Below are 23,437 nucleotides of genomic sequence, written 5' to 3' on the forward strand. Positions count from 1 at the left end.
AGCATGGAGGGATGATATGAGCAGAATTTTAATCGTAGACGACGAATTTCTGATCCGCTACACCTTAGAGGAGGGGCTGAGGGATCGGGGCCATGAAACCTGGTCTGCCGAAACTGTGGAGGAGGGGGTGGAGAAAGCAAAAAAGTTCCACCCGGAGGCTGTGCTGCTTGACAATCTGCTGGAAAAGAGCAAGGGCATAGACGAGATAGCCACCTTCAAGGCTTTGGATCCTAATGTCCAGGTGATTCTGATGACAGCCTACGGCTCGGTGGAGCAGGCAGTGGAGGCCGTAAAGAGAGGGGCTTATGACTATATTTTAAAGCCCTTTGACATTGATGACATCGAGCTGGCCGTGAAGAGGAGCGTGGAGCAGGCCAGAAGCAGAGAGTCTCTGGAATATCTAAAGGGAGAGACACAGGAGTTTCTGGGAATCAGCGACGCCGTGGGCCAGATCAGAAGGCATATCGGGATACTGGGGGAAAACAGCTCCGTCAATGTGCTGATCCGGGGGGAGACCGGAACAGGAAAGGAGGTGGCCGCCCGCCTGATCCACGATATGAGCAGACGTCCCGGCCTGATGGTTCGGATCAACTGCGGAGCCATCCCGGAAAACCTTCTGGAAAATGAGCTGTTCGGCTATGAGAGAGGGGCTTTTGCAGGGGCTATGAGGACGAAAAAGGGGCTCATCGAGATGGCGGACGGAGGGACCGTCTTTTTCGACGAGGTGGGGGAGATGCCCCTTTCCATGCAGTCAAAGCTCCTGACCTTCCTCGACGACAGGAAGATCAAGAGGGTAGGCGGGCTGGAGGATATTCAGGTGGATGTGAGGATCATTGCAGCCACAAACAGAAATCTGGAAAAGGCTGTGGAGCAGGGTCTGTTCAGGCAGGATCTGTTTTACCGGCTGAATGTCATGCAGCTTGTGATTCCGCCACTCAGGGAGAGGAGGGAGGACATCCCGGTCCTCTGCGATTACTATCTGGACTATTACAATAAGCAGTTTGCCAGAAGCATCGACCAGGTGGAGCCCTCATTTATGCGGGAACTTCTGCTCTACGACTGGAAGGGGAATGTGAGAGAGCTGAAAAACATTTTTGAGAGATGCTTCCTTCTGAGCCCCGGACGGGTACTGGAAAAACACGTAGAGCTGGCGGGAAGAAGCAGGGAGGAGACAGATAAGGAGGGGGAGAGCTTCCCCATAAAGGATCTGGAGAAGGGGCCAGTGGATCTGGAAAAGGAGGTGCAGGAGCTGGAGCGGCTGTATATGGAGAAGGCTTTAAAGCTGTGTGCCGGAAACCAGACAAAGGCTGCCGCGCTGCTTGGCATTACCCGGTTTTCCATGAAGAGAAAGCTGGAGCGAAAGGAAGAGCTGCAGTGACAGAGGCAGCCCTCCGGTGCGAAAATACACATCGTGCAGAAACGCACAGAACAATCGTGCGTTTCTGCACGGTTTTTTTCTATTTCTAAAAATAAAATTAAGAAAAAAGAAAATATGATTGAAAAGCACAGGTGAATCAGTTAAAATTTTGTCTATATAAACGAAAATAGCAGCCGGCAGAGCTGACTGCCCGTTTTCACAGGAAGGAACAACAGGAGGTAGTGCTATGTATTTTGTAGATTTGAACAGTGATCTGGGAGAGAGCTTCGGCAACTACACGATCGGAATGGATGAGGAGATTTTAAAGTACGTTTCATCTGCCAACGTAGCCTGCGGATGGCATGCAGGCGATGCCATGGTGATGGAAAAGACCGTTGCCCTGGCAAAGCAGTTTGGCACAGCAGTGGGAGCCCATCCGGGATTTCCGGACCTGATGGGATTCGGCCGCAGGAACATGGCAGTGACTCCCGAGGAGGCCAAGGCCTATGTGAAATACCAGTTAGGCGCGCTGCAGGCATTTGCCAAGGGTCATGGAGTAAAGATTCAGCACGTGAAGCCTCACGGAGCCCTCTACAATATGGCCGCTGTGGACGAGAAGCTGGCCAGAGCCATGTGTGAGGCCGTTTACGAGGTGGACAAGGACATTATTTTCATGGGACTTGCAGGCTCCAGGATGATCACGGCAGCTGAGGAAGTAGGCCTCCGGGCAGCCAGCGAGGTGTTCGCAGACCGGGCTTACAATGATGACGGAACTCTGGTTTCCAGAAAGCTCCCGGGAGCTGTGATCAAGGATAAGGATCTGGCCATCAGGAGAGTAGTCCGCATGGTAAAGGAAGGAAAGGTCGAGAGCATCAGCGGAAAGGACATCGACATCAAGGCAGATTCCATCTGCGTGCACGGGGATAACCCGAAGGCTCTGGAATTCGTGAAGAATATCAGAGAAACCCTTGAGAAAGAGGGAGTTGTTATCTCCAATCTGATGAGATAGCAGACCTGTGCCCGGCGAGGGGCGAAAACAAAATCTTGGAGGAAACTACATATGGGAGACAAAAAAGAAAAGGGCAATATGACTGCCCTCATAGGAGCAGCATTTCTGATGGCCACTTCCGCTATCGGGCCTGGCTTCCTGACGCAGACGGCCACCTTTACAGGACAGTATATGTCTACATTCGCCATGGTAATCGTGTGCACGATCCTTCTGGATGTGACGACACAGTTAAACATCTGGTCGGTTATCGGCGTATCCGGTATGAGAGGCCAGGATATCGCAAATAAGGTGATCCCGGGACTCGGATATTTCATCGCATTTTTAGTGGCTCTGGGCGGCTTTGTGTTCAACATCGGAAACGTAGGCGGCGGAGCCACGGGACTGAATGTCATGTTCGGCCTTCCGATTCCGGCAGGCTGCATCATTTCAGGAGCCATCGGAATCCTGATCTTCTTATCCAAGGACGCGAAGGAAGGCATGGATAAGCTGACAAAGTATCTGGGAAGCATTATGATTCTCGTGGTTCTCTACGTGGTAATCAAGTCGAAGCCTCCGGTGGGAGAGGCTGTGGCGGGAATCGCCAGCTTTGACCAGGCGGGAGATCTGGTGCTTCCGCTAATCACCCTTCTGGGCGGCAGCTGCGGCGGCTATATCGCTTTCTCAGGAGCCCACAGGCTTCTCGATGCAGGATACAAGGGTGAGAAGGATCTTCCGAAGGTTCGCCAGTCTGTATTAATGGGCGTGGGCGTTTCAGGAACCATGAGAATCCTGCTGTTCCTGGCAGTTCTGGGTGTGGTGACAGCCATGCCTGAGATTGTAGGCTCAGAGGGATGGATTGCCAGCCCGCCGGCAGAGGCCTTCCGGGCAGGAGCAGGCGTGATTGGATATAAGATCTTCGGCCTTGTTATCTTCTTTGCCGCCACTACCTCCATTATCGGAGCAGCCTACACCTCTGTTTCCTTCTTAAAGACGCTGCATCCGTTTATTATGGAGAATGAGAAGTGGTTTGTCATTGGCTTTATCGCCGTATCAACCGTTGTTATGACGCTGCTCGGACAGCCTGCAACCCTTCTGGTACTGGCAGGCGCTGTCAACGGACTGATTCTTCCGCTGACGCTGATCACGATTCTGGCAGCCAGCAGGAATAAGAAGATTGTGGGAGATCACTATAAACATCCGACGATTCTCCTGGTTCTCGGCATAGTGGCTGTAATCTTAACGGGAATCGGAGCGGTGAGATCCCTGCCAAGCATTCTCACCATCTTCGGATAAGAGGCAGCCGCGAAGGTGCGCTGAACACAGAATTATCATTGATAAGAACCAGAAATTGATGCGCCGGGGCCGGAAAGGGTTTCCGGCGCATGTTGGAAGAATGGAGGAAATGGCCATGGGAAAAATCAGATATCTCGCCGCAGGCGACAGCTCTGTGAGCGTTGAGTTTGGAAATGAGATAAGCCCTGAGATCAACAGACAGATCAGGGCCTTTAAGATTGCAGTGGAAAAGAGCGGCATTCCGGGAATCGTGGAAACCGTTCCCACCTACCGCTCTCTGCTGGTCAATTACAGGCCGGAGGTTATCCGCTTTCAGGAGCTGACGAAGGAGTTTGAGGGGCTTATGGGCTCTCTGGGAAGCATCGTGATTCCACCGCCTGAGGTGATCGAGATCCCTGTCCTCTACGGAGGAGAGATGGGGCCTGACATCGAGAACGTGGCAAAGCACAACCACAAGACGGTGGACGAGGTGATAAAGATTCACACCTCGAAGAAATACCTGATCTACATGCTGGGCTTTATCGCCGGCTTCCCCTACCTGGGCGGAATGAGCAAGGAGATTGCGACGCCCCGTCTCACAAGCCCCAGGGTAAAGATCGAGGGCGGCTCTGTGGGAATTGCCGGAGAGCAGACGGGAATTTACCCGGTGGCCTCGCCGGGAGGCTGGCAGTTAATCGGGCGTACCCCTCTTAAGCTCTACGACGCCGACAGGGAGGAGCCGATCCTTCTCTCTGCAGGTCAGTATATCAAATTCCGCTCTGTCACAGAGAAGGAGTACAGAGAGATCGAGAAACAGGTAGCAGACAGCACGTACCAGTATGTGAAATACGCGAAGGAGGTGTAGGACATGGGCATTAAATTTGCAAACGGAGGATTTATCACAACGATCCAGGACATGGGCCGCACCGGATACCAGGAATTCGGCGTTCCGGCAGCGGGAGTCATGGACACTCTGTCCTTCAGAAAGGCCAATATTCTGGTGGGAAATGATGAGAATGAGGCTGTCCTGGAGGTGACACTCATGGGGCCGATGTTTACCTTTACCTCTGACAATATCATCGCAGTGACCGGAGGCGATCTGGGGGCGAAGCTCAACGGAAAGGATATCCCCATGTATCAGGCAGTCCTTGCAAAAAAAGGCGATACCATGAGCTTTATGGGAATTAAGAGCGGAAGCCGCGCCTATGTGGCATTTGCCGGAGGGCTTGATATTCCGGTGGTGATGGGCAGCAAGTCCACCCACCTGAAATCCAACCTGGGAGGCTTCGAGGGAAGGAAGCTGGGACCTGGGGATGAGATTGAGTTCACTGCTCCAAAGACCACTCTTCCGAACATGAGCAGACGCGTTCTCCCTGCCGATGACTTCTCAGGGGCCTCCTGCGAGCTGCGGGTGATCCTGGGACCTCAGGACGACTGCTTTACAGAAAAGGGAATTCAGACCTTTCTGAGCAGCACCTACACCCTCACCAACGAGGCAGACCGCATGGGACTGCGGTTTGAGGGGGAGACCATTGAGCACAAAAACGGCGGAGACATTATCACAGACGGCATCAGCTTCGGCGCCGTTCAGGTTCCGTCCCACGGACAGCCCATCGTGATGATGGCAGATCACCAGACAACCGGCGGCTACACGAAGATTGCGGGAGTGATTTCTGTAGATCTTCCGAAGGCAGCCCAGCTGAAGCCAGGCTGCAAGGTAACCTTCCGGGCCGTCACCGTGGAGGAGGCGCAGGATGCCTTCGTAAAGGAGTTAGAGGAATTAAAGGCAATGAAGGAAAAACTCGACTTTGTGCCTGAGAAGGGCAGCGCAAAGGAGAGGGAGGCCGTTGCCATGGCCGTGGCGTCAGCTGCAGCGTCCGGAAACCCCTATGTGGCAAAGAAAAAATACCGCGTAGTGGTGGACGGGGAAGAATTTATCGTAGAGCTGGAGACGGAGGTTCCGGGGCTCAGGTAGAGGCTCTCACGGAAAGACTATCCCAGAAAGGGCCGCGCCGCTGAGCGGAAGGAGTTTCTTCCTATATAAATGATCTATATAAAGTTTACATAGGAAGCCATACAGGAGAATACATCAAAAAAGGCGCCTCTCCCTGCCGGAAGAATTTCAGAAAGCACGCAGGCGGTGCGGCAGGACTGCCATAAAAACCGGAAAAAACCTTGATTTTAAAGGGAAAAAGAGGTTGACACGTCTGGCAACGTGTAATATAATGTATAACTGTGACATCAGTGAGAAATGTCTGTACCAAAGCCCCGGAACAGATATTTTATTGATAAAGTTAATCTCGAAAACTGAGTAAACAGGAGGTCAACCAATGAAGAGTTTTATGGCTAGTCCAGCAACAATTGAGAGAAAATGGTATGTAGTTGACGCTACAGGTTATACATTAGGTCGTCTGTCATCTGAGGTAGCAAAGATTTTAAGAGGAAAGAACAAGCCGATCTACACACCACACATCGACTGCGGCGACTACGTAATCGTAGTAAACGCTGACAAGATCAAGGTTACAGGCAAGAAGCTTGACCAGAAGATCTACTACAATCACTCCGACTATGTAGGCGGAATGAGAGAGACAACCTTAAAAGAGATGATGGCTAAGAAGCCGGAGAAGGTTATCGAGTTAGCAGTTAAGGGAATGCTTCCAAAGGGACCTTTAGGAAGAAGCATGATTAAGAAACTTCACGTATATGCAGGTCCAGAGCATGAGCAGGCAGCTCAGAAGCCGGAAGTTTTAGAGATCAAATTTTAATTAAAGGTGCTGGAAGGAGGAAACACTAATGGCTAACGCAAAATTCTACGGAACAGGCAGAAGAAAAAAATCTATCGCCAGAGTATATATTGTACCAGGTACAGGTAAGATCACAATCAACAAGAGAGACATCGACGAGTATTTCGGCCTTGAGACATTAAAGGTTGTAGTTCGTCAGCCGCTTGTTGCTACAGAGACAGTTGACAAGTTCGACGTACTTGTAAACGTACACGGAGGCGGATTCACAGGACAGGCAGGCGCTATCCGTCACGGCCTTTCCAGAGCGCTTCTTCAGGCAGACGCTGAGTACAGACCAGTTCTCAAGAAGGCAGGATACTTAACACGTGATCCGAGAATGAAAGAGAGAAAGAAATACGGCCTCAAGGCTGCCCGTCGCGCTCCGCAGTTCAGCAAGCGCTAAACTTTATCAAAAGTGGTCAAAAACCCCGGAACTACGCGGTTTCCGGGGTTTTTCCTTTTCAAATGGTTTGACGCAATTTGACAGAACGAAGCCTCTTTTAACCCGTTTTCTATGGGTTAAATGGTGGACAACCACCCCAAAAAGAGGGCTTATGGGTTAAAAAATAGGACAACCGAGACGCGATTTTGGGATGCCAAGGGGATGTTTATTTATACATCTCCAAGAGACCTTTTTCGTGAAAACGGTTTGTCTGAATTTGACCTAATTTGAACAAAAGAGAATAAATCTAATCGCCAAGCGCTCAGTATTTTCTACTGGGCGCTTTTTGCGTTTCCGGGGAATTTCATTCCGGGATAAGAAAAGGCCGTCACTTTCAATTTTTGAAGTGGCGGCTTTTTCTATTTCCAGAAGCCATAGAACAATTCAGAAATGAGGTGAAGTCATTGAACACGCAAATCATCGCCATCGCCAACCAGAAAGGCGGCGTTGGCAAGACAACCACCTGCGCGAACCTGGGGATTGGGCTGGCGCAGGCCGGAAAGAAAGTGCTGCTGATCGACGGGGACCCGCAAGGCAGCCTGACCATCAGCCTGGGCCACCCCCAGCCGGACAAGCTGCCCTTTACCCTGTCCGACGCGATGGGCCGTATCCTGATGGACGAGCCGCTGCGCCCCGGCGAGGGTATCCTGCACCACCCGGAGGGCGTTGACCTGATGCCCGCAGACATCCAGCTCTCCGGCATGGAGGTCTCCCTGGTGAACGCCATGAGCCGAGAGACCATCCTGCGGCAGTATCTGGACACGCTCAAGGGACAGTATTCCCATATCCTGATTGACTGCCAGCCATCCCTGGGTATGCTCACGGTCAACGCCCTGGCCGCCGCCAACAGGGTCATAATCCCCGTTCAGGCGGAGTACCTGCCCGCCAAGGGCCTGGAACAGCTGCTCCAGACCGTAAACAAGGTGAAGCGGCAGATCAACCCCAAGCTCCAGATCGACGGCATATTGCTGACGATGGTGGACAACCGCACCAACTTCGCCAAGGAGATTGCCGCCCTGCTGCGGGAGACCTATGGCAGCAAAATCAAGGTGTTCGGCACCGAGATTCCCCATTCTGTCCGGGCAAAGGAGATCAGCGCCGAGGGCAAAAGCATTTTTGCCCATGACCCTAATGGCAAGGTGGCCGAGGGCTATAAGAATCTGACCAAGGAGGTGATAAAACTTGAAAAGCAGCGCGAAAAAAGTAGAGCTGGCTCCATACGATGATTTGTTTTCCACCGAGGAAAGCCGCCAGGATGCCAAGCTGGAGAAGATACAGGAAATTCCGCTGTCTGAGCTGCACCCATTTAAGGGGCATCCCTTCAAAGTCAAGGATGACGAGGCCATGATGGAGACCGCCGACAGCGTTCGGCAGTATGGTGTTCTGGTTCCGGCGATCGCCCGCCCGGACCCGGAGGGCGGCTATGAGCTGGTTGCCGGTCACAGGCGGCACCGGGCCAGTGAGCTGGCCGAGAAAGAAACCATGCCTGTCATTGTCCGAGACCTGGACGATGATGCTGCCACTATCATCATGGTGGACAGCAACTTACAACGTGAAAGCCTGCTCCCCAGCGAAAGGGCCTTTGCTTACAAGATGAAGCTGGAGGCTATGAAACACCAAGGCGCACGGGGGGACTTAACTTCGTCCCAACTTGGGACGAAGTTGCGTGCAGATGAATTGTTGGCGCAGCAGGCTGGTTCGAGTAGGAACCAGGTGCAGCGCTATATCCGCCTGACGGAGCTGATTCCCGAACTGCTGGATATGGTCGATGAAAAGAAAATCGCCCTCAATCCGGCTTATGAGCTGTCCTTTCTCAAAAAAGAAGAACAGCGGGATTTGCTGGACGCGATGGACAGCGAACAGGCTACCCCCTCTCTCTCCCAGGCTCAGCGACTCAAGAAATACAGCCAGGAGGGACATCTGACCCTCGATATGATGCGCGTCATCATGGGTGAGGAAAAGAAAAGTGATCTCGACAAAGTGACTTTCACCTCCGACACCCTGCGGAAGTATTTCCCCAAAAGCTATACGCCCCAGCGGATGCAGGAAACCATTATCAAACTGCTGGAGGCGTGGCAGAAGAAGCGCCAGAGAGACCAGGAACGATGAAAGGAGCCGCCTATGAGGGATATTTCAGCCCGTGAGCTGAAAGGACACAATATCTTGGCCGTAGAGCGTTTTCAGGACAGCACCCGCTGGATGATCGAGTTTTCCGTTCAGCGCCCTTGTTCCTACGGCTGCCCCGGCGATGATATGCGGCTGTTTCTTACGGAGGACGGGTATCAGGCCGCCCTCGTAAGCCAGAAGCGTCGGGAAATCAAAATCAAGCGGTATGCCCGTGTGATCGAGGGCCATGTGCTCGACTTCAAACCGGACAAGCGCCGCCGCCACCCGTAAACTCATTATCACTACGAAAGGAAAGGAATGAATATGTGTACTGTCCAGAGCATCAAAGATGCCATCCGGGAAAGTTGCCAGTCCCAGTATGATATGGAATCCACCGACATTGACCGGGTTTTGCAGACCCTCCCGTTTTCGGAGCATGAGCCGATGTTCAGTCATCCGCCGAAGTACAAGCGTCCTTACCGGCCCTGGCAGAACAACAAAAACAGCTGAAAGCCACAGTCTTTTTCACGAAGGATTGTGGCTTTTTTCATGCCCTAAAATTAGAAAGGAGTGAAGTCAATGGCCGTTTTTCGCATTGAACGGACCAAAGATTATACCGTGATGAGCAATCATCACCTGCGGAACCACGAACTATCCCTCAAGGCAAAGGGGCTTCTTTCCATGATGTTATCCCTGCCTGATGACTGGAACTATACTACCCGTGGACTTGCGAAAATCTGCAAGGAGGGCGTTGATGCCATCGGCAGTGCGCTGCGGGAGTTGGAAACCGCCGGTTACATCGTGCGGAACCAGCTGCGGGACCAACAAGGCCGGATCAGCGACACCGAGTATGTGATTTATGAGAAACCCCAGCCCAGGCAGCCAGAAACGCCAAGGCCGGATACGGCTGTACCAGATACGGCTTCACCAGATACGGAAAACCCGTATCTGGATAAACCGGATACGGAAAAGCCCGCAGAATTAAATATAGAGAAACCAAATACTCAAAAACAAAATACTCATGGAGCAAGTACCGATTCCATTCCCTTCCGGGAAACAGCGGCAGCACAGCTGCCGGAACGGAAAGGAAGGGATGCGATGTCTGTCTCAGAGATAGAAAATTATCGGGAATTGATTCTGGAGAACATCGAGTATGACTATCTGTGCAGAGAGTTTTCGACCTACCGTGAGGACCTGGACGAGATTGTGGAGCTGATGGTGGAGACCGTTTGTGCCAAACGTAAAACCACTCGGATCGCTGGCAGCGACTTTCCCCATGAAGTCGTGCGCTCCCGGTTCTTGAAGCTGGATAGCGAGCATATCCGATTTGTCATGGACGGTATGCAGAAAAACACCACGGAGGTCCGCAATATGAAACAGTATTTGCTTGCAGTGCTGTTCAACGCGCCCACCACGATCAGCAATCACTACACCGTACAAGTCAATCACGATATGAACACAGGCGGCTGGTAAACAGCCGCTTTTCTGTTGCCCGGCAATACCGGGAGAAAGGATTTTGCCATGAAACGACCTCTTGCCTACATTACGGCTCCCTGGAGCAACAACCAGTATGAGAACGCCGAGAACGCTGCCACCTACTGCCGCCAGGTGTACGACGCCGGGTATTCGCCCATCTGCCCGGTTCTGTTCTTGTCCACCTTCCTCAAGGACGAGATTCCCCAGGAACACAAGGACGGGCTGGATATGGTGCGAGACTATCTGCGCCGGTCCCATGTGCTGGTGGTCTGCGGCCACGGCATCGACGAGACCGTGAAGAATGACATCGCCACCGCTGAGCGCCTGCGGATCACCGCTACCACCCTGGACGGTATCCTGACTGTGAAAGGCCAGGGACGCGGGAAAGGAGGTGCGCGCCATGCCTGAGCGTAAGACCGTGGGCCAGCTGATGGAGGAAATGCGGCTCAAGGCCGGGGCGCAGAACTACCACGGCCATGAGTACATGGATTTGGAGCGGTTTGCCGAGGACACCCGGCACATGATTATCTTCGATGTGCTGACCCACGATTCGCCGGTGGGCTGGAAAGGCGAACGGACCCGCCTGTTTCTGACGGAGGCCGGATACCAGAAAAGCCTGGAGAACCAGGAAAAGGGCCACATCAAGATTCTCAGCCATGCCAAGGTGCGCCAGGGACATCTGTACTATGACCGCTCCGATCAGCTGCGTTGAAAGGAGCCTGCCATGATGAAATACCTGCTGCGGCGGCTGGTGGTCCCGCCTTAGTATCAAGCGCCACCCCTGCAAAATCCGTGGAAAGGAGGCGATGACCTATGCAGGAGGAAGTGGAAAACAGGACTTTGACGCTGGTAGTCAGCGGAACAAAGTTTACCGGGCGGCTGTTTAAGGCCGCCATCACCAAGTACCTTGCCCACCGCAAGGAAAAGAAGCTGCAAAAGCAGAAAAGCCGGGATACCCCCGTGATTCCCCACGGCAAACAGACGGTGAAGCAGCTGATCGGCCAGAATCAGGGCGTTTCCAACATCGAGATCACCGACCCCTCCATCAAGGAGTTTGAAAAGATCGCCCGGAAATACGGCGTTGACTATGCGGTGAAGAAGGACCGCAGCAGCTCCCCGCCCAAGTACCTGATCTTTTTCAAAGGCCGCGATGCGGATGCCCTGACCGCTGCCTTTACCGAGTACACCGGCAAGAAGGTCAGAAAGGCGCAGAAAACAGAGCGTCCGTCCGTGCTGGCAAAGCTGAGCCAGTTCAAAGAGCTGGTGAAACACGCCGTTGTGGACCGGAACAAGCGGAAGGAGCTGGAACGATGAAGATGAAAAAGCAACTTGACATCAAAAAGCTCCTTTTGCTGAATATGCCCTATATCCTGATGGGGCTGTTCGCAACCAACTTCGGTGAAGGATGGCGGATGGCCGTGGGTGCGGACGCTTCGGCAAAAATGCTTTCGTTCTTCTCCACGCTGCCGGTGGCGCTGGCCAGCTGGTGGCCCAGCCTGCACCCTTTGGACCTGCTGGTGGGGCTGTGCTGCGGCGCTGGCCTGCGATTGGCCGTGTATCTCAAAAGCAAGAACGCCAAGAAGTACCGGCACGGTATGGAGTATGGCAGCGCCCGCTGGGGCACCCATGAGGACATCGCACCCTACATCGACCCGGTGTTCCAGAACAATGTGATTCTGACTAAAACCGAGAGCCTGACCATGAACAGCCGCCCCAAGGACCCCAAGACCGCCAGAAACAAAAATGTGCTGGTGATCGGTGGCTCCGGTTCCGGCAAGACCCGCTTCTGGCTGAAACCGAACCTGATGCAGATGCACAGCTCCTATGTGGTGACAGACCCAAAAGGCACCATCCTGGTGGAGTGCGGCAAAATGCTTCAGCGCGGCACACCCAAGCTGGGCAAGGACGGCAAGCCCATGAAGGATAAGCACGGCAAGGACATCTATGAGCCTTATCGGATCAAAGTCCTCAATACCATCAACTTCAAGAAGTCCATGCACTATAATCCCTTTGCCTACATCCACTCCGAAAAGGACATCTTGAAACTGGTCACGACGCTGATCGCCAACACCAAGGGCGAGGGCAAGGCCGGGGACGATTTTTGGGTTAAGGCCGAGACGCTTTTGTACTGCGCCCTCATTGGGTATATCCACTACGAGGCCCCGGTGGAGGAACAGAATTTCTCCACCCTCATCGAGTTCATCAACGCGATGGAGGTCCGGGAGGATGACGAGGAGTTCAAGAACCCCGTGGACCTGATGTTTGACGCGCTGGAGGCAGAGAAGCCCAACCACTTCGCCGTCCGTCAGTACAAAAAGTACAAGCTGGCTGCGGGCAAAACCGCAAAATCCATCCTGATTTCCTGCGGTGCGCGCCTTGCCGTGTTCGACATCGCGGAGCTGCGGGAGGTCACGGCCTACGACGAGCTGGAGCTGGATACCCTGGGAGACCGGAAAACCGCCTTGTTCTTGATTATGAGCGACACGGACGATAGCTTTAACTTCCTGATCTCCATGTGCTACACCCAGCTGTTCAATCTGCTCTGCGAAAAAGCGGACGATGTGTACGGCGGGCGGCTGCCGGTCCATGTGCGGTGCCTCATTGACGAGGCCGCCAATATTGGACAGATCCCTCGGCTGGAAAAGCTGGTTGCCACCATCCGAAGCCGTGAGATTTCCGCCTGCCTGGTGCTGCAAGCACAGTCCCAGCTCAAAGCTATCTACAAGGACAACGCCGATACCATCATCGGCAACATGGATACCTCCATCTTCCTGGGCGGCAAAGAGCCGACAACCCTCAAGGAGCTGGCCGCCGTGCTGGGCAAGGAGACCATCGACACCTACAACACCGGCGAGAGCCGGGGCCGCGAGACATCCCATTCTCTTAACTACCAAAAGCTCGGCAAAGAGCTTATGAGCCAGGATGAACTGGCCGTCATGGACGGCGGCAAGTGTATCCTCCAGCTGCGCGGTGTGCGGCCTTTCCTCTCGGACAAGTACGACATCACCAAGCACCCCAATTACCCGTACACCGCCGACGCGGACCCCAAGAACGCCTTTGACATCGAGGCGTTCCTGTCCACCCGGCTCAAGCTCAAGCCCAACGAGGTCTACGATGTGTATGAAGTAGACGCAGAGGGCGTGTAAATCTGTTCCGCTGTGAAAGACCTGCTAATAAAAGTCAAGTAGAAATTTCAGATTTTTAGGGAGGCGAAAAAATGCAATACAAAATCAAGCCGCTGAGCATCTCAAAATTAAAACGGCGGCCAGCCAGATGGTATAGAGTGTAAAAATCAGTCGTGCTCCAGGGATTCCAAGTAGGCTTTCACAGAAGCGTAGTAGATGCGCAGGAACTTGTTGGCAGAGGCCATCATGTAGACACGATATGGCTTGCCTTCAGAGCGTTTCTTGTCCATGAACTGGTACACCGGCTCGTCTATTGGAGCACATTGCAGGATGACGCTCATCACCAGAAAGAGCGTCCTGCGCAGTGAGGCAGATCCTCGCTTGGAAATGCTACGGCTACGGACATCTATTTGACCGGATTGGTAGGGCGGGGCGTCAATACCCGCAAAGGCAACCAACGCTTTTTTGGAATGAAAACGGCGTACATCGCCAATTTCAGCCAGGAGTTGAGGGCCGAGGGTTGGGCCAACACCAAACATCCCCATCACTACAGGATACTCCGGCAGAGAAGCTGCCAGGGATTGCATCTCCTGTTTGAGAGCAGCTAACGCGGAAGAAGTTGTCTGGAGTTGAGAAATGGCCTGTTCTACCAAAAGTTTTGCCGTATCCGTTTTCGGTATGACACCGAAGTGTCTGCAAGCAGAGGCATAAATATCCAGCGCCTTATCCTCGCTGAAATTGTAGCCGTGCTTTCTGCACCACTTCTGGTATTGGGTAGTAAAGGCCTTCTCAGACCGGCCACAAACGCACTCGCAATGCCAAAAAGTAGCGACAAAGTCCACCCACTTCTCGCTGCCATCGGCGCGGGGCGGACTGGTAAACAAGCGATTTGCGTCTGGGAAGGTGGTGTCCAGCAGGGAGATCAGGTTATTCTTCAGCATGGTCTGAACTTTGGAATACTGTTGGTACTGCCGGTAGCAGATTTTCAGCATGAGTCGGGTATCCTCCTCCGGGATATATCTCGGCAATGTGAGCCAGTGGTCAAGACCGTAGTTGGCCAGCTTTACGGCATCCTTTTTGTCGGTTTTGGCCCGTCTTAAACTGTTGTTTCCGTAGTCATGCACCAGCATTGCATTGACTACCGAGACATAAAGGCCCGCGTCGTGGAGCAGCCAGGCCACCGGAGCATGGTAATTACCCGTGGATTCCATCACCACACGGGTCTCGCCGTCCAGGCTTTTGAGCAGTCCTGCCAGCTCGCTCAGTTCATTGGCGGTGTGACGTACTTCAAAGGGTGAAACCACTACCTCTCCGAAGGGCCGCATGACTGCAATCATGCTCTTACCCTTGGAAACATCGATGCCAACGCAGTTCATTCACATTCCTCCAATACAAAGAATCTGCAACCGGAATCCATCTTTTCTCGCTGCCGATTCAATCTATTGTGTGACACGAACTCTCCGACATCCGGTGGTTCAACCTGCTTAAATCGAACGCTGCAACGAGAGGATGGCTAACAGTCTTTCACACGGACATACAAGCCCAAGGAGTGATTGGTCAGCCAGTTGCTCCTCTCATTGTAGCTTAGGCACGAGATGGAGGGAAAGCCGGACTGGCTGTCCGGCTTTCCTGTCCAAATTTATTGTAATAGGAGTGATCTTATCTACCCGCCTCAACCGCCCCGGATGGGGCCATCGGCGTACAAAGCGGACAATCACCAAAAAATAATGAAAAAAGGAGGACAGCCGGAATCAGGCCCCGGAAACCGGGTGCCGATTGTTCCGGCTTTTGTATGCCTATGAATGACTAAATCAAACTTTTCAAATGATTCCGGCTAACTATAATTTATGGCATTTTTCAATCAGGCTATCACCGTTCTTCAGACCCTCGTTATCGCTCTGGGCGCTGGTCTCGGCATCTGGGGTGTCATCAACCTGCTGGAAGGTTACGGCAACGACAACCCCGGTGCGAATGCTCATGTGCGGTAAAGTAATAAAAAGATTTAGGTAGCCGCCTTAACTATTCCTAAATAAGATAATATGCACAGTATTTTCTCGTAAATAGAAAATAAATTATTGCATTTTACCAATTATTATGTTAAAATGACAATGTAACAAAGAGCTATGTATTTTTAAGGAAAGGGAGGAACTTATGAATTTAAGAAAATCTATTTTAGCACTTTCAGTAGTAGCTGGAATTGTAGCTGCTCCAATGACTGTATTTGCCGCTCATACTCATAGTTGGGGTTCTCCCCAGTACTATGGATATGAAGATGAAATGCCTGGTATATATATATGATGACTGGGATAAATGTGCGACACGTCATGTATATAATTACAAACAATGTTTAATTTGTGGAGAAGTAAGCATTTATGAAGTTGAGACGATTGAAATGTCTCACAAATGGGTGAATGGTGCATGTGTATATTGCAACAAAGGTTACGCGAAAGAGATAAATTAACATAGTATCATTACCGGCAAGTTTATGATCAAAAAATAGAAAGCATTGAGAATATTTCAAAATTTCTTGAAAGTACTCTCAGTGCTTTCTTTGATAATATGAAAGGAGAAATAAATGCAAAAAAAACAACTTTCTGTATTAGTACTAATTATTTTATGCTTTTTATTAGGATGTAACAGAGAAACACCAAAAGATGAATCTCAACAAAATTATGAAGATGAATCTAATATTTCTAAAACAAATGGAGAAGAACTTGTAAATATAAACAGTGAATTGTTAGGTTCGACTCCTTTTGATATCCAAATCGATAAAACAGCATTGCAGACTAGAAAAGAAACAGAAACAGAAGTTACAATAAAGACAAATTTAACAGACTGGGGTTATACTGTTTCTTCTGAAAAAGGGAAAATATCTGATATAAATAAAAATTCATTCATATATATAGCACCTAAAGATGAGAGGGATGATACTATAAAAATACAATTATCGGACTATGAAAATGGCATATCATATGAATATACAATTCCACTTATTTTTGCGGGAAACAATGAACATTCTTTAGATAAATTCAAGGAAAATCTTTCAAGATTACCTAATAGTTAGTAAAGAGTCGATAGACTAAAGTACCACCATCCTCTTTTATTTCAACTGAATATCCATCCCGCCGCACCGCAGCGGCACATGAAGCAGTAAATCCGAAAAAGATTTGCTGCTTTTTTTGCGTCCATTTTTGGCAAATTTCCAAAAGTTCCGTATTAGACAGTGAAACCAAAAAAGGCTGCCATTTTTTTCAGACAGCGGGCAAAACGCAGCTTCCGAAACGCCTTATTGTCGGGAAAGACCGAGCCGCCGGAAAAGTTCTTGCCGGAAAGTCCGTCCATTCTGCTCTTTTGTGGTTTGTAGGGAGTAAGGGAAAAACGCCAGCCCGCAGCCTTTTATAAAAAAAGCTGGTTATAGATTTTCTGAAAAAGTGGCAGTAGCAAGTGAACGGCAGGCCGGCAGTTTCTTAGAGCAAGATTCTACCGAGGTGCCAAAATTCGCTTATCGCTCATTTTGCCCCTGCGGGAATCTTGTTGGGGAGTGCCTTCCCCAAACCCTGCTTATGCGGCTTGCGCCGCTGAAAAACCCCTCAAAATATTTTTCGGATTTTTCAAAAACAGTTCCGCTTCACACCCTGTTTTTCTCCTATTAGTGAGAGGACACCACGCACAGAAAGGAGGTCAACCACCTATGAAACGATACAACACGCCGCACCGCAGCCGGGTAGTCAAAACACGCATGACCGAGGAAGAATACGCCGAGTTTGCCCAGCGGCTTTCTGCTTACCACATGAGCCAAGCCGAGTTTATCCGGCAAGCCATAACCGGGGCAGCCATACGCCCCATCATAACCGTTTCCCCCATCAATGACGAGCTGCTTGCCGCTGTCGGGAAGCTGACCGCCGAATACGGGAGGATCGGCGGCAACTTAAACCAGATAGCCCGGACGCTGAACGAGTGGCACAGTCCCTATCCGCAGCTTGCCGGGGAGGTACGGGCGGCGGTTTCCGACCTTGCTGCCCTAAAGTTTGAAGTCTTGCAGAAAGTGGGTGACGCTGTTGGCAACATTCAAACATATCAGCTCTAAAAACGCCGACTATGGCGCAGCGGAAGCCTATCTCACATTTGAGCATGACGAGTTTACCATGAAAGCCACCCTTGATGAAAACGGGCGGCTGATACCGAGGGAGGATTACCGCATTTCTTCCCTCAACTGCGGGGGCGAGGATTTCGCTGTTGCCTGTATGCGAGCCAATCTCCGCTATGAGAAAAACCAAAAACGGGAAGATGTGAAAAGCCACCACTATATCATCAGCTTTGACCCACGGGACGGGACAGACAACGGCTTGACCGTAGACCGGGCGCAGGAGCTGGGCGAGCAGTTCTGCAAGGAGCATTTCCCCGGACACCAAGCCCTAATCTGCACCCACCCGGACGGGCATAACCACAGCGGGAATATCCATGTGCATATCGTCATCAACTCCCTGCGGATTTACGAAGTCCCGCTTCTGCCCTACATGGACAGACCAGCCGACACGCTGGAGGGCTGCAAGCACCGCTGCACCAACGCCGCTATGGAATATTTCAAGAGCGAAGTCATGGAAATGTGCCACCGGGAGGGGCTTTACCAAATCGACCTCTTGAACGGCAGCAAGGAACGGATAACCGAACGGGAATACTGGGCGGCAAAGAAAGGGCAGCTTGCCCTTGACAAAGAGAACGCCGCCAGAGAAGCCGCCGGACAGCCGACCAAGCCCACCAAGTTTGAAACGGACAAGGCGAAGCTGCGCCGGACGATACGGCAGGCACTTTCCCAAGCTGGCAGCTTTGACGAGTTTTCTTCCCTTTTGCTGCGGGAGGGTGTGACCGTCAAGGAGAGCCGGGGGCGGCTTTCCTACCTCACGCCGGACAGGACAAAGCCTATCACAGCCCGAAAGCTGGGGGACGATTTTGACAAGGCTGCTGTCCTTGCCCTGCTCACGCAGAACGCCCACAGAGCTGCCGAACAGACCAAAGCCATACCCGAATACCCTGCCGCAGTTAAAAAGCCGTTACAAGGGGAAAAAGCTGCAAAAACCACCCCGGCAGACAACACCTTGCAGCGCATGGTTGACCGGGAAGCCAAGCGAGCCGAGGGCAAGGGCGTGGGCTATGACCGCTGGGCGGCAAAGCACAACCTAAAGCAAATGGCAGCTACCGTTACCGCCTATCAGCAGTACGGCTTTTCCTCCCCGGAGGAACTGGACGAAGCCTGTTCTGCCGCCTATGCCGCCATGCAGGAAAGCCTTGCGTGGTTGAAGCAGGTGGAAAAGACGCTGAACGGGAAAAAGGAGCTGCAACGGCAGGTGCTTGCCTATTCCAAGACCCGCCCTGTCCGGGACGGGCTGAAACAGCAGAAAAACGCCAAAGCAAAAGCAGCCTACCGTCAGAAGCATGAAAGTGACTTTATCATAGCAGACGCAGCCGCCCGCTATTTCAGGGAGAACGGCATTTCCAAGCTGCCGAGCTATAAATCCCTGCAAGCAGAGATTGAAAGCCTTATCAAAGAGAAAAACAGCGGCTACAACGATTACCGGGCAAAACGGGAGGAGTACCGCCGCTTGCAGACTGTCAAGGGCAATATCGACCAGATTTTACGCCGGAGCGAGCCGCAGCGCAGAAAGGAGCAGAGCCATGAACGGTAATATCCCCCGCATGGACTACCGCCAGTACCGGGCAGCCCGCCGCCTTGTGCATGAGTGCTGCAACTATGACAGCGGGAACTGCCTGCTGTTGGAGGACGGCGAGCCTTGCGTGTGTGTACAGAGTATCAGCTATTCGCTGCTCTGCCGCTGGTTTACCGCCGCTGTCCTGCCCCTTGATGAAGCACTGGAAGCCGCCCTCTTGCGCCGGGGAAGCCGGAAACGCTGCGCTGTCTGCGGGGCGTTCTTCTTCCCAAAATCCAACCGGGGGAAATACTGCCCGGACTGCGCCGGACGCATGAAGCGGATAAACGCCGCCAAACGGAAGCGGAAACAAAGGGAGAAATGTCACGCTTTAGGGCATTTCAAACCCGCATAAATCAAGGCTTTTTTGGAGGGTGTCAAAGGGTGCGTGATACATTTATCCTTTTCCCTTAAAAACGCCCCCTAAAAGCGTAACAGAACCCACAGACAGACACCACAAGGAGGTGAACCCTATCGCTGATTATATGACCGCAGGAACGGAGCTGCCCGCTTACCTGCCTTACCCCCGTTTCCTGCTGGAAACAGACCTATCCCACACCGCAAGAGAGTTATATGCGCTGCTGTTAGACCGTTCCACCCTTTCGCAGAAGAACGGCTGGCAGGACAGCGAGGGACGGACATACATTGTCTACCCCATAGCAGAGATAGCGGAAATGCTGGATAAAGGCTGCACCACCATAAAGGGCGCACTGAACGAACTGGACGCTGCCGGGCTGCTGGAACGCAGACGGACGGGCTTTTCTGCCGCCAACCGTCTGTATGTGAAAGTGCCGCCTATCCCAGTGGTACAGTTTTCCGACCAACTGACGGACGGAAAACCGCCCCTCATAAGGGCGGGAAACCGACCAACTGACAGCCGGAAAACTGACCTTATGACGGTCGGAAAACCGTCCCCTAACCAAACTAATATAAACAACCTAATAGAGAGCCAAACAAAAGGAGCGAGTGAGGGGCAGCCCCCCGCCGCTTATGGCAGATATAAAAATGTATTTCTTTCTGACACAGAACTTTTGGAGCTGGAACAGGACTTCCCCGGCAAGTGGGAGTATTACCTTGACCGCCTTTCCTGCCACATCGCTTCCACCGGGAAGCAGTACCAGAGCCATGCAGCCACCATTTACAAGTGGGCGCAGGAGGACGCTGCCAAAGAGAAGCCAAAGAAAGGCATACCGGACTATTCATTCAAGGAGGGAGAAAGCCTATGACCGATACAATCCACAACACCATACTGCCTATGACCGACACCACAGCCGAGCCGGAGGATTACACCGGGGAGGACGGGCTTTTATACTGCGGCAAATGCCGGAAACCCAAAGAAGCCTATTTCCCGGAGGGCAAGACCTTTTTCGGGCGTGACCGCCACCCGTCAGAGTGCGACTGCCAGCGGGCAGCCCGTAAGGAACGGGAAGCCGCCGAGAAGCGGCGCAGCCACCTTGAAACGGTGGAACGGCTGAAACGGCAGGGCTTTACAGACAAGACCATGCAGGACTGGACATTTGCCAACGATAACGGCAGCTGCCCGCAGATGAAGAACGCCGCCGGATATGTGGCACGCTGGGAACAGATAAAGGACGGGAACTACGGGCTGCTCTTGTGGGGCAGGGTAGGCACTGGGAAAAGCTATTTTGCCGGGTGTATTGCAAACGCCCTCATGGAGCAGGAAGTCCCGGTGTGCATGACAAACTTTGCAGCAATATTAAACGACCTTGCCGCCAGCTTTGCGGGCAGGAACGAATATATTTCCCGCCTTTGCAGCTTCCCCCTGCTCATCATTGACGATTTTGGAATGGAGCGTGGCACAGAATACGGTCTGGAACAGGTCTACAATGTGATTGACAGCCGCTACCGGAGCAGGAAGCCGCTGATTGTGACGACCAACCTCACGCTGGAGGAATTGCAGCACCCGGAGGACACCGCCCACGCCCGGATTTATGACCGCCTGCTTGAAATGTGTTCCCCTCTCTGCTTTACCGGGGAGAATTTGAGGAAAGCCGCCGCACAGGGAAAAATGGAACAGCTGAAACGGCTGCTTGCCGGAAAGGAGATTTGCCTATGACCGACACCCAGAGAAACAAACGCCCTGCCCGCCGCCCGGACTGCGTGACCGAAACGAGGATAGGCAACACAATCCTTGTGGTGTCTGGCTTTTTCAAGGAGGGGGCGACCGACACCGCCGCTGACAAGATGATGAAAGTGCTGGAAGCAGAAGCCGCCGCCGGATATTTGACCTGTGATAAGCCTGATTGAAAAACCGTCATTTTTACCGACCGTAAAGAAGCAGATTTGACGCTTTTGCCGCTATACAGACAGCCGCCCCATGTGGTACAATCAAGGTACGGAATAGTGGGGCTGGCTGTCGGAAACGGAGGAATTTATGTTAAGACAGACCACCCAGCAACTCATTACCGCCCTTTACCCAAGACTGTCCCATGAGGACGAGCTGCAAGGCGAGAGCAATTCCATTTCCAACCAAAAGAGGATTTTGGAAACCTATGCCAAACAGAATGGATTTTCTAATCTGCGCTGGTACACCGACGACGGTTATTCCGGTGCGAACTTTCAAAGACCCGGATTTCAAGCCATGCTTGCAGACATTGAAGCAGGGAAAGTCGGGACAGTTATCGTCAAGGATATGTCGAGGTTAGGGCGAAACTACTTACAGGTGGGAATGTACACAGAAATGATTTTCCCACAGAAAGGTGTCCGCTTCATCGCTATCAATGACGGAGTGGACAGCGCACAGGGGGAAAATGATTTTGCCCCGCTGCGGAACATTTTTAACGAATGGCTGGTGAGAGATACGAGCAAGAAAATCAAGGCAGTAAAACGCTCTAAGGGCATGAGCGGAAAGCCCATCACAAGCAAGCCCGTCTATGGCTACCTCATGGACGAGGACGAAAACTTTATCATTGACGAGGAAGCCGCCCCGGTGGTACGGCAGATTTACAGCCTTTGCCTTGCCGGGAACGGTCCGACCAAGATAGCCCGTATGCTGACCGAGCAGCAAATCCCCACGCCGGGGACGCTGGAATACCGCAGGACGGGCAGCACCCGCCGCTACCACCCCGGCTATGAGTGCAAGTGGGCGACCAATACCGTGGTTCATCTGCTGGAAAACCGGGAATATACGGGCTGTCTGGTAAACTTTAAGACCGAGAAGCCGTCCTACAAGCTGAAACACAGCATAGAAAATCCCCCGGAAAAGCAGGCGGTTTTTGAGAACCACCATGAGCCTATCATTGACCGGGAAACGTGGGAACGGGTGCAGGAGTTACGCAAGCAGCGCAAACGCCCCAACCGTTATGACGAAGTGGGCTTGTTCTCCGGCATACTCTTTTGTGCCGACTGCGGCAGCGTCATGTACCAGCAGCGATACCAGACGGACAAGCGCAAGCAGGACTGTTATATCTGCGGAAGCTACAAGAAACGCACCGCCGACTGCACAGCGCACTTTATCCGCACTGACCTCTTGACCGCTGGCGTACTCTCCAATCTGCGGAAAGTTACCAGCTATGCGGCAAAGCATGAAGCCCGGTTTATGAAGCTTTTAATCGAGCAGAATGAGGACGGGGACAGACGCAGGAACGCCGCCAAGAAAAAGGAGCTGGAAGCCGCCGAGAAACGCATAGCCGAGTTATCTGCTATCTTCAAGCGGCTGTATGAGGACAGCGTAACCGGGCGCATATCGGACGAGCGTTTCACAGAGCTGTCGGCAGACTATGAAGCCGAGCAGAAAGAACTGAAAGAACGTGCCGCCAGACTGCGGGAAGAACTTTCCAAAGCGCAGGAAGCCACCGCAAACGCTGAAAAGTTTATGAATGTGGTACGCAGGCACACTACCATTGAAGAACTTACCCCTACTCTGCTGCGGGAGTTTGTGGAGAAAATCGTTGTCCATGAAAGCGTTGCCCTTGACGGGAAACGCCGGGGCAAGTTACGCAGACAGGAAATCGAAATCTATTATTCTTTTGTCGGCAAGGTAGAACTGCCCGACACCTAACCGCCCGACCTATCCGACATACCTCATGTGCCGGATAGGAACGGCAAAATTTTTTACACTTCTATTACTTCTTTATCACACATAAGCAAAGTCCCAGGGCATGAAGCAGTTCATGGCTAATTAAAGGGAACAAAAAAGAAAGGAAAACCAATCCAGACGGTA

Annotated in this window: 26 protein-coding genes and 1 pseudogene; 26 read left to right on the top strand and 1 reads right to left on the bottom strand. The window is 52.2% G+C overall.

The annotated features are described in order from the left end of the window. Window positions 1–16: 16 nt before the first annotated feature. The 16 genes from DW757_RS03935 to DW757_RS04010 all read left to right on the top strand — a co-directional run bounded on the left by DW757_RS03935 (window position 17) and on the right by DW757_RS04010 (window position 13,570). A complete protein-coding gene (locus DW757_RS03935) occupies window positions 17–1,378 on the top strand; it encodes a sigma-54 dependent transcriptional regulator (RefSeq protein ID WP_118751052.1) in 1,362 nt (453 codons plus the stop codon). A gap of 226 nt (window positions 1,379–1,604) precedes the next feature. Next, entirely contained in the window at window positions 1,605–2,366 is a 762-nt protein-coding gene (locus tag DW757_RS03940) for a 5-oxoprolinase subunit PxpA (RefSeq protein WP_008396285.1), read from the top strand. A 51-nt stretch (window positions 2,367–2,417) separates the two neighbouring features. After that, on the top strand, window positions 2,418–3,638 hold the full coding sequence (locus DW757_RS03945; protein ID WP_118751053.1) for an NRAMP family divalent metal transporter: 1,221 nt from the start codon (window positions 2,418–2,420) through the stop codon (window positions 3,636–3,638). Between the two features lie 115 nt (window positions 3,639–3,753). Beyond that, window positions 3,754–4,482, top strand: a complete 729-nt coding sequence (gene pxpB / locus DW757_RS03950) for a 5-oxoprolinase subunit PxpB (protein WP_118751059.1) — start codon at window positions 3,754–3,756, stop codon at window positions 4,480–4,482. A gap of 3 nt (window positions 4,483–4,485) precedes the next feature. After that, entirely contained in the window at window positions 4,486–5,592 is a 1,107-nt protein-coding gene (locus tag DW757_RS03955) for a biotin-dependent carboxyltransferase family protein (RefSeq protein ID WP_118751054.1), read from the top strand. 355 nt (window positions 5,593–5,947) lie between these two features. Beyond that, entirely contained in the window at window positions 5,948–6,382 is a 435-nt protein-coding gene (gene rplM, locus DW757_RS03960; protein ID WP_008396281.1) for a 50S ribosomal protein L13, read from the top strand. A 28-nt stretch (window positions 6,383–6,410) separates the two neighbouring features. After that, the gene (gene rpsI / locus DW757_RS03965; RefSeq protein WP_008396280.1) at window positions 6,411–6,803 is read left to right on the top strand and encodes a 30S ribosomal protein S9; all 393 of its coding nucleotides are present in this window, start codon (window positions 6,411–6,413) and stop codon (window positions 6,801–6,803) included. A gap of 443 nt (window positions 6,804–7,246) precedes the next feature. Beyond that, window positions 7,247–8,068: a ParA family protein gene (locus tag DW757_RS03970; protein WP_002576359.1), complete on the top strand. Its 822-nt coding sequence runs from the start codon at window positions 7,247–7,249 to the stop codon at window positions 8,066–8,068. After that, on the top strand, window positions 8,025–8,951 hold the full coding sequence (locus DW757_RS03975) for a ParB/RepB/Spo0J family partition protein (protein WP_002576358.1): 927 nt from the start codon (window positions 8,025–8,027) through the stop codon (window positions 8,949–8,951). The genes DW757_RS03970 and DW757_RS03975 overlap by 44 nt, the downstream gene beginning before the upstream one ends. Window positions 8,952–8,963: 12 nt before the next feature. Further along, on the top strand, window positions 8,964–9,239 hold the full coding sequence (locus DW757_RS03980; protein ID WP_002576357.1) for a DUF5720 family protein: 276 nt from the start codon (window positions 8,964–8,966) through the stop codon (window positions 9,237–9,239). A gap of 27 nt (window positions 9,240–9,266) precedes the next feature. Further along, a complete protein-coding gene (locus DW757_RS03985) occupies window positions 9,267–9,458 on the top strand; it encodes a hypothetical protein (protein WP_002576356.1) in 192 nt (63 codons plus the stop codon). A gap of 69 nt (window positions 9,459–9,527) precedes the next feature. Further along, window positions 9,528–10,421, top strand: a complete 894-nt coding sequence (locus DW757_RS03990) for a DUF6017 domain-containing protein (RefSeq protein WP_002576355.1) — start codon at window positions 9,528–9,530, stop codon at window positions 10,419–10,421. A 48-nt stretch (window positions 10,422–10,469) separates the two neighbouring features. After that, window positions 10,470–10,832: a hypothetical protein gene (locus DW757_RS03995; protein WP_002578791.1), complete on the top strand. Its 363-nt coding sequence runs from the start codon at window positions 10,470–10,472 to the stop codon at window positions 10,830–10,832. Beyond that, window positions 10,825–11,136 carry a DUF5720 family protein gene (locus DW757_RS04000; protein WP_002576353.1) on the top strand — a complete coding sequence of 104 codons (312 nt, stop codon included), beginning with the start codon at window positions 10,825–10,827 and terminating at the stop codon, window positions 11,134–11,136. The genes DW757_RS03995 and DW757_RS04000 overlap by 8 nt, the downstream gene beginning before the upstream one ends. A 101-nt stretch (window positions 11,137–11,237) precedes the next feature. Beyond that, window positions 11,238–11,738: a PcfB family protein gene (locus DW757_RS04005; protein WP_002576352.1), complete on the top strand. Its 501-nt coding sequence runs from the start codon at window positions 11,238–11,240 to the stop codon at window positions 11,736–11,738. Window positions 11,739–11,740: 2 nt separating this feature from the next. Beyond that, complete coding sequence (locus tag DW757_RS04010) at window positions 11,741–13,570, top strand: VirD4-like conjugal transfer protein, CD1115 family (protein ID WP_026649524.1); 1,830 nt, start codon at window positions 11,741–11,743, stop codon at window positions 13,568–13,570. 146 nt (window positions 13,571–13,716) lie between these two features. On the opposite strand, the gene DW757_RS04015 is transcribed toward DW757_RS04010, so the two are convergent. Next, the gene (locus tag DW757_RS04015) at window positions 13,717–14,925 is read right to left on the bottom strand and encodes an IS110-like element ISEnfa110 family transposase (protein WP_002382856.1); all 1,209 of its coding nucleotides are present in this window, start codon (window positions 14,923–14,925) and stop codon (window positions 13,717–13,719) included. Between the two features lie 471 nt (window positions 14,926–15,396). Between DW757_RS04015 and DW757_RS04025 the strand changes: the two are divergent. From DW757_RS04025 to DW757_RS04075, 10 genes and pseudogenes are all read left to right on the top strand, one after another. Continuing rightward, window positions 15,397–15,525 (top strand): annotated as a pseudogene (locus DW757_RS04025) (Maff2 family protein); the annotation flags it as partial. A 175-nt stretch (window positions 15,526–15,700) separates the two neighbouring features. Further along, window positions 15,701–15,847, top strand: coding sequence for a hypothetical protein (locus DW757_RS17580; protein ID WP_243033361.1), 147 nt, complete (start codon window positions 15,701–15,703; stop codon window positions 15,845–15,847). 277 nt (window positions 15,848–16,124) lie between these two features. Then, window positions 16,125–16,613 carry a hypothetical protein gene (locus tag DW757_RS04035; protein ID WP_002569239.1) on the top strand — a complete coding sequence of 163 codons (489 nt, stop codon included), beginning with the start codon at window positions 16,125–16,127 and terminating at the stop codon, window positions 16,611–16,613. A 627-nt stretch (window positions 16,614–17,240) separates the two neighbouring features. Beyond that, entirely contained in the window at window positions 17,241–17,636 is a 396-nt protein-coding gene (locus tag DW757_RS04045; protein WP_002594236.1) for a plasmid mobilization relaxosome protein MobC, read from the top strand. Further along, complete coding sequence (locus tag DW757_RS04050; protein WP_002594235.1) at window positions 17,608–19,233, top strand: relaxase/mobilization nuclease domain-containing protein; 1,626 nt, start codon at window positions 17,608–17,610, stop codon at window positions 19,231–19,233. The genes DW757_RS04045 and DW757_RS04050 overlap by 29 nt, the downstream gene beginning before the upstream one ends. Next, the gene (locus tag DW757_RS04055) at window positions 19,223–19,609 is read left to right on the top strand and encodes a cysteine-rich VLP domain-containing protein (RefSeq protein WP_002594234.1); all 387 of its coding nucleotides are present in this window, start codon (window positions 19,223–19,225) and stop codon (window positions 19,607–19,609) included. Before DW757_RS04050 ends, DW757_RS04055 begins: the two co-directional genes overlap by 11 nt. Window positions 19,610–19,739: 130 nt before the next feature. Next, window positions 19,740–20,480, top strand: coding sequence for a replication initiator protein A (locus DW757_RS04060; protein WP_002594233.1), 741 nt, complete (start codon window positions 19,740–19,742; stop codon window positions 20,478–20,480). Beyond that, on the top strand, window positions 20,477–21,331 hold the full coding sequence (locus DW757_RS04065; protein ID WP_002594232.1) for an ATP-binding protein: 855 nt from the start codon (window positions 20,477–20,479) through the stop codon (window positions 21,329–21,331). Before DW757_RS04060 ends, DW757_RS04065 begins: the two co-directional genes overlap by 4 nt. Next, window positions 21,328–21,522: a transposon-encoded TnpW family protein gene (locus tag DW757_RS04070; RefSeq protein WP_002594231.1), complete on the top strand. Its 195-nt coding sequence runs from the start codon at window positions 21,328–21,330 to the stop codon at window positions 21,520–21,522. The genes DW757_RS04065 and DW757_RS04070 overlap by 4 nt, the downstream gene beginning before the upstream one ends. Window positions 21,523–21,649: 127 nt before the next feature. Continuing rightward, on the top strand, window positions 21,650–23,275 hold the full coding sequence (locus DW757_RS04075; RefSeq protein ID WP_002594230.1) for a recombinase family protein: 1,626 nt from the start codon (window positions 21,650–21,652) through the stop codon (window positions 23,273–23,275). The last annotated feature ends 162 nt before the right edge of the window (window positions 23,276–23,437 follow it).

The sequence above is a fragment of the Clostridium sp. AM29-11AC genome (assembly GCF_003480545.1).
GTDB lineage: Bacteria > Bacillota > Clostridia > Lachnospirales > Lachnospiraceae > Otoolea > Otoolea saccharolyticum_A.

Bases quoted from the DNA above. Each gene is read 5' to 3' on its own strand.
- DW757_RS03935 (WP_118751052.1), top strand. From the start codon at position 17: ATGAGCAGAATTTTAATCGTAGACGACGAATTTCTGATCCGCTACACC.
- DW757_RS03940 (WP_008396285.1), top strand. From the start codon at position 1,605: ATGTATTTTGTAGATTTGAACAGTGATCTGGGAGAGAGCTTCGGCAAC.
- DW757_RS03945 (WP_118751053.1), top strand. From the start codon at position 2,418: ATGGGAGACAAAAAAGAAAAGGGCAATATGACTGCCCTCATAGGAGCA.
- pxpB (WP_118751059.1), top strand. From the start codon at position 3,754: ATGGGAAAAATCAGATATCTCGCCGCAGGCGACAGCTCTGTGAGCGTT.
- DW757_RS03955 (WP_118751054.1), top strand. From the start codon at position 4,486: ATGGGCATTAAATTTGCAAACGGAGGATTTATCACAACGATCCAGGAC.
- rplM (WP_008396281.1), top strand. From the start codon at position 5,948: ATGAAGAGTTTTATGGCTAGTCCAGCAACAATTGAGAGAAAATGGTAT.
- rpsI (WP_008396280.1), top strand. From the start codon at position 6,411: ATGGCTAACGCAAAATTCTACGGAACAGGCAGAAGAAAAAAATCTATC.
- DW757_RS03980 (WP_002576357.1), top strand. From the start codon at position 8,964: ATGAGGGATATTTCAGCCCGTGAGCTGAAAGGACACAATATCTTGGCC.
- DW757_RS03985 (WP_002576356.1), top strand. From the start codon at position 9,267: ATGAATATGTGTACTGTCCAGAGCATCAAAGATGCCATCCGGGAAAGT.
- DW757_RS03990 (WP_002576355.1), top strand. From the start codon at position 9,528: ATGGCCGTTTTTCGCATTGAACGGACCAAAGATTATACCGTGATGAGC.
- DW757_RS03995 (WP_002578791.1), top strand. From the start codon at position 10,470: ATGAAACGACCTCTTGCCTACATTACGGCTCCCTGGAGCAACAACCAG.
- DW757_RS04000 (WP_002576353.1), top strand. From the start codon at position 10,825: ATGCCTGAGCGTAAGACCGTGGGCCAGCTGATGGAGGAAATGCGGCTC.
- DW757_RS04005 (WP_002576352.1), top strand. From the start codon at position 11,238: ATGCAGGAGGAAGTGGAAAACAGGACTTTGACGCTGGTAGTCAGCGGA.
- DW757_RS04010 (WP_026649524.1), top strand. From the start codon at position 11,741: ATGAAAAAGCAACTTGACATCAAAAAGCTCCTTTTGCTGAATATGCCC.
- DW757_RS04015 (WP_002382856.1), bottom strand. From the start codon at position 14,925: ATGAACTGCGTTGGCATCGATGTTTCCAAGGGTAAGAGCATGATTGCA.
- DW757_RS17580 (WP_243033361.1), top strand. From the start codon at position 15,701: ATGAATTTAAGAAAATCTATTTTAGCACTTTCAGTAGTAGCTGGAATT.
- DW757_RS04035 (WP_002569239.1), top strand. From the start codon at position 16,125: ATGCAAAAAAAACAACTTTCTGTATTAGTACTAATTATTTTATGCTTT.
- DW757_RS04045 (WP_002594236.1), top strand. From the start codon at position 17,241: ATGAAACGATACAACACGCCGCACCGCAGCCGGGTAGTCAAAACACGC.
- DW757_RS04055 (WP_002594234.1), top strand. From the start codon at position 19,223: ATGAACGGTAATATCCCCCGCATGGACTACCGCCAGTACCGGGCAGCC.
- DW757_RS04060 (WP_002594233.1), top strand. From the start codon at position 19,740: ATGACCGCAGGAACGGAGCTGCCCGCTTACCTGCCTTACCCCCGTTTC.
- DW757_RS04065 (WP_002594232.1), top strand. From the start codon at position 20,477: ATGACCGATACAATCCACAACACCATACTGCCTATGACCGACACCACA.
- DW757_RS04070 (WP_002594231.1), top strand. From the start codon at position 21,328: ATGACCGACACCCAGAGAAACAAACGCCCTGCCCGCCGCCCGGACTGC.
- DW757_RS04075 (WP_002594230.1), top strand. From the start codon at position 21,650: ATGTTAAGACAGACCACCCAGCAACTCATTACCGCCCTTTACCCAAGA.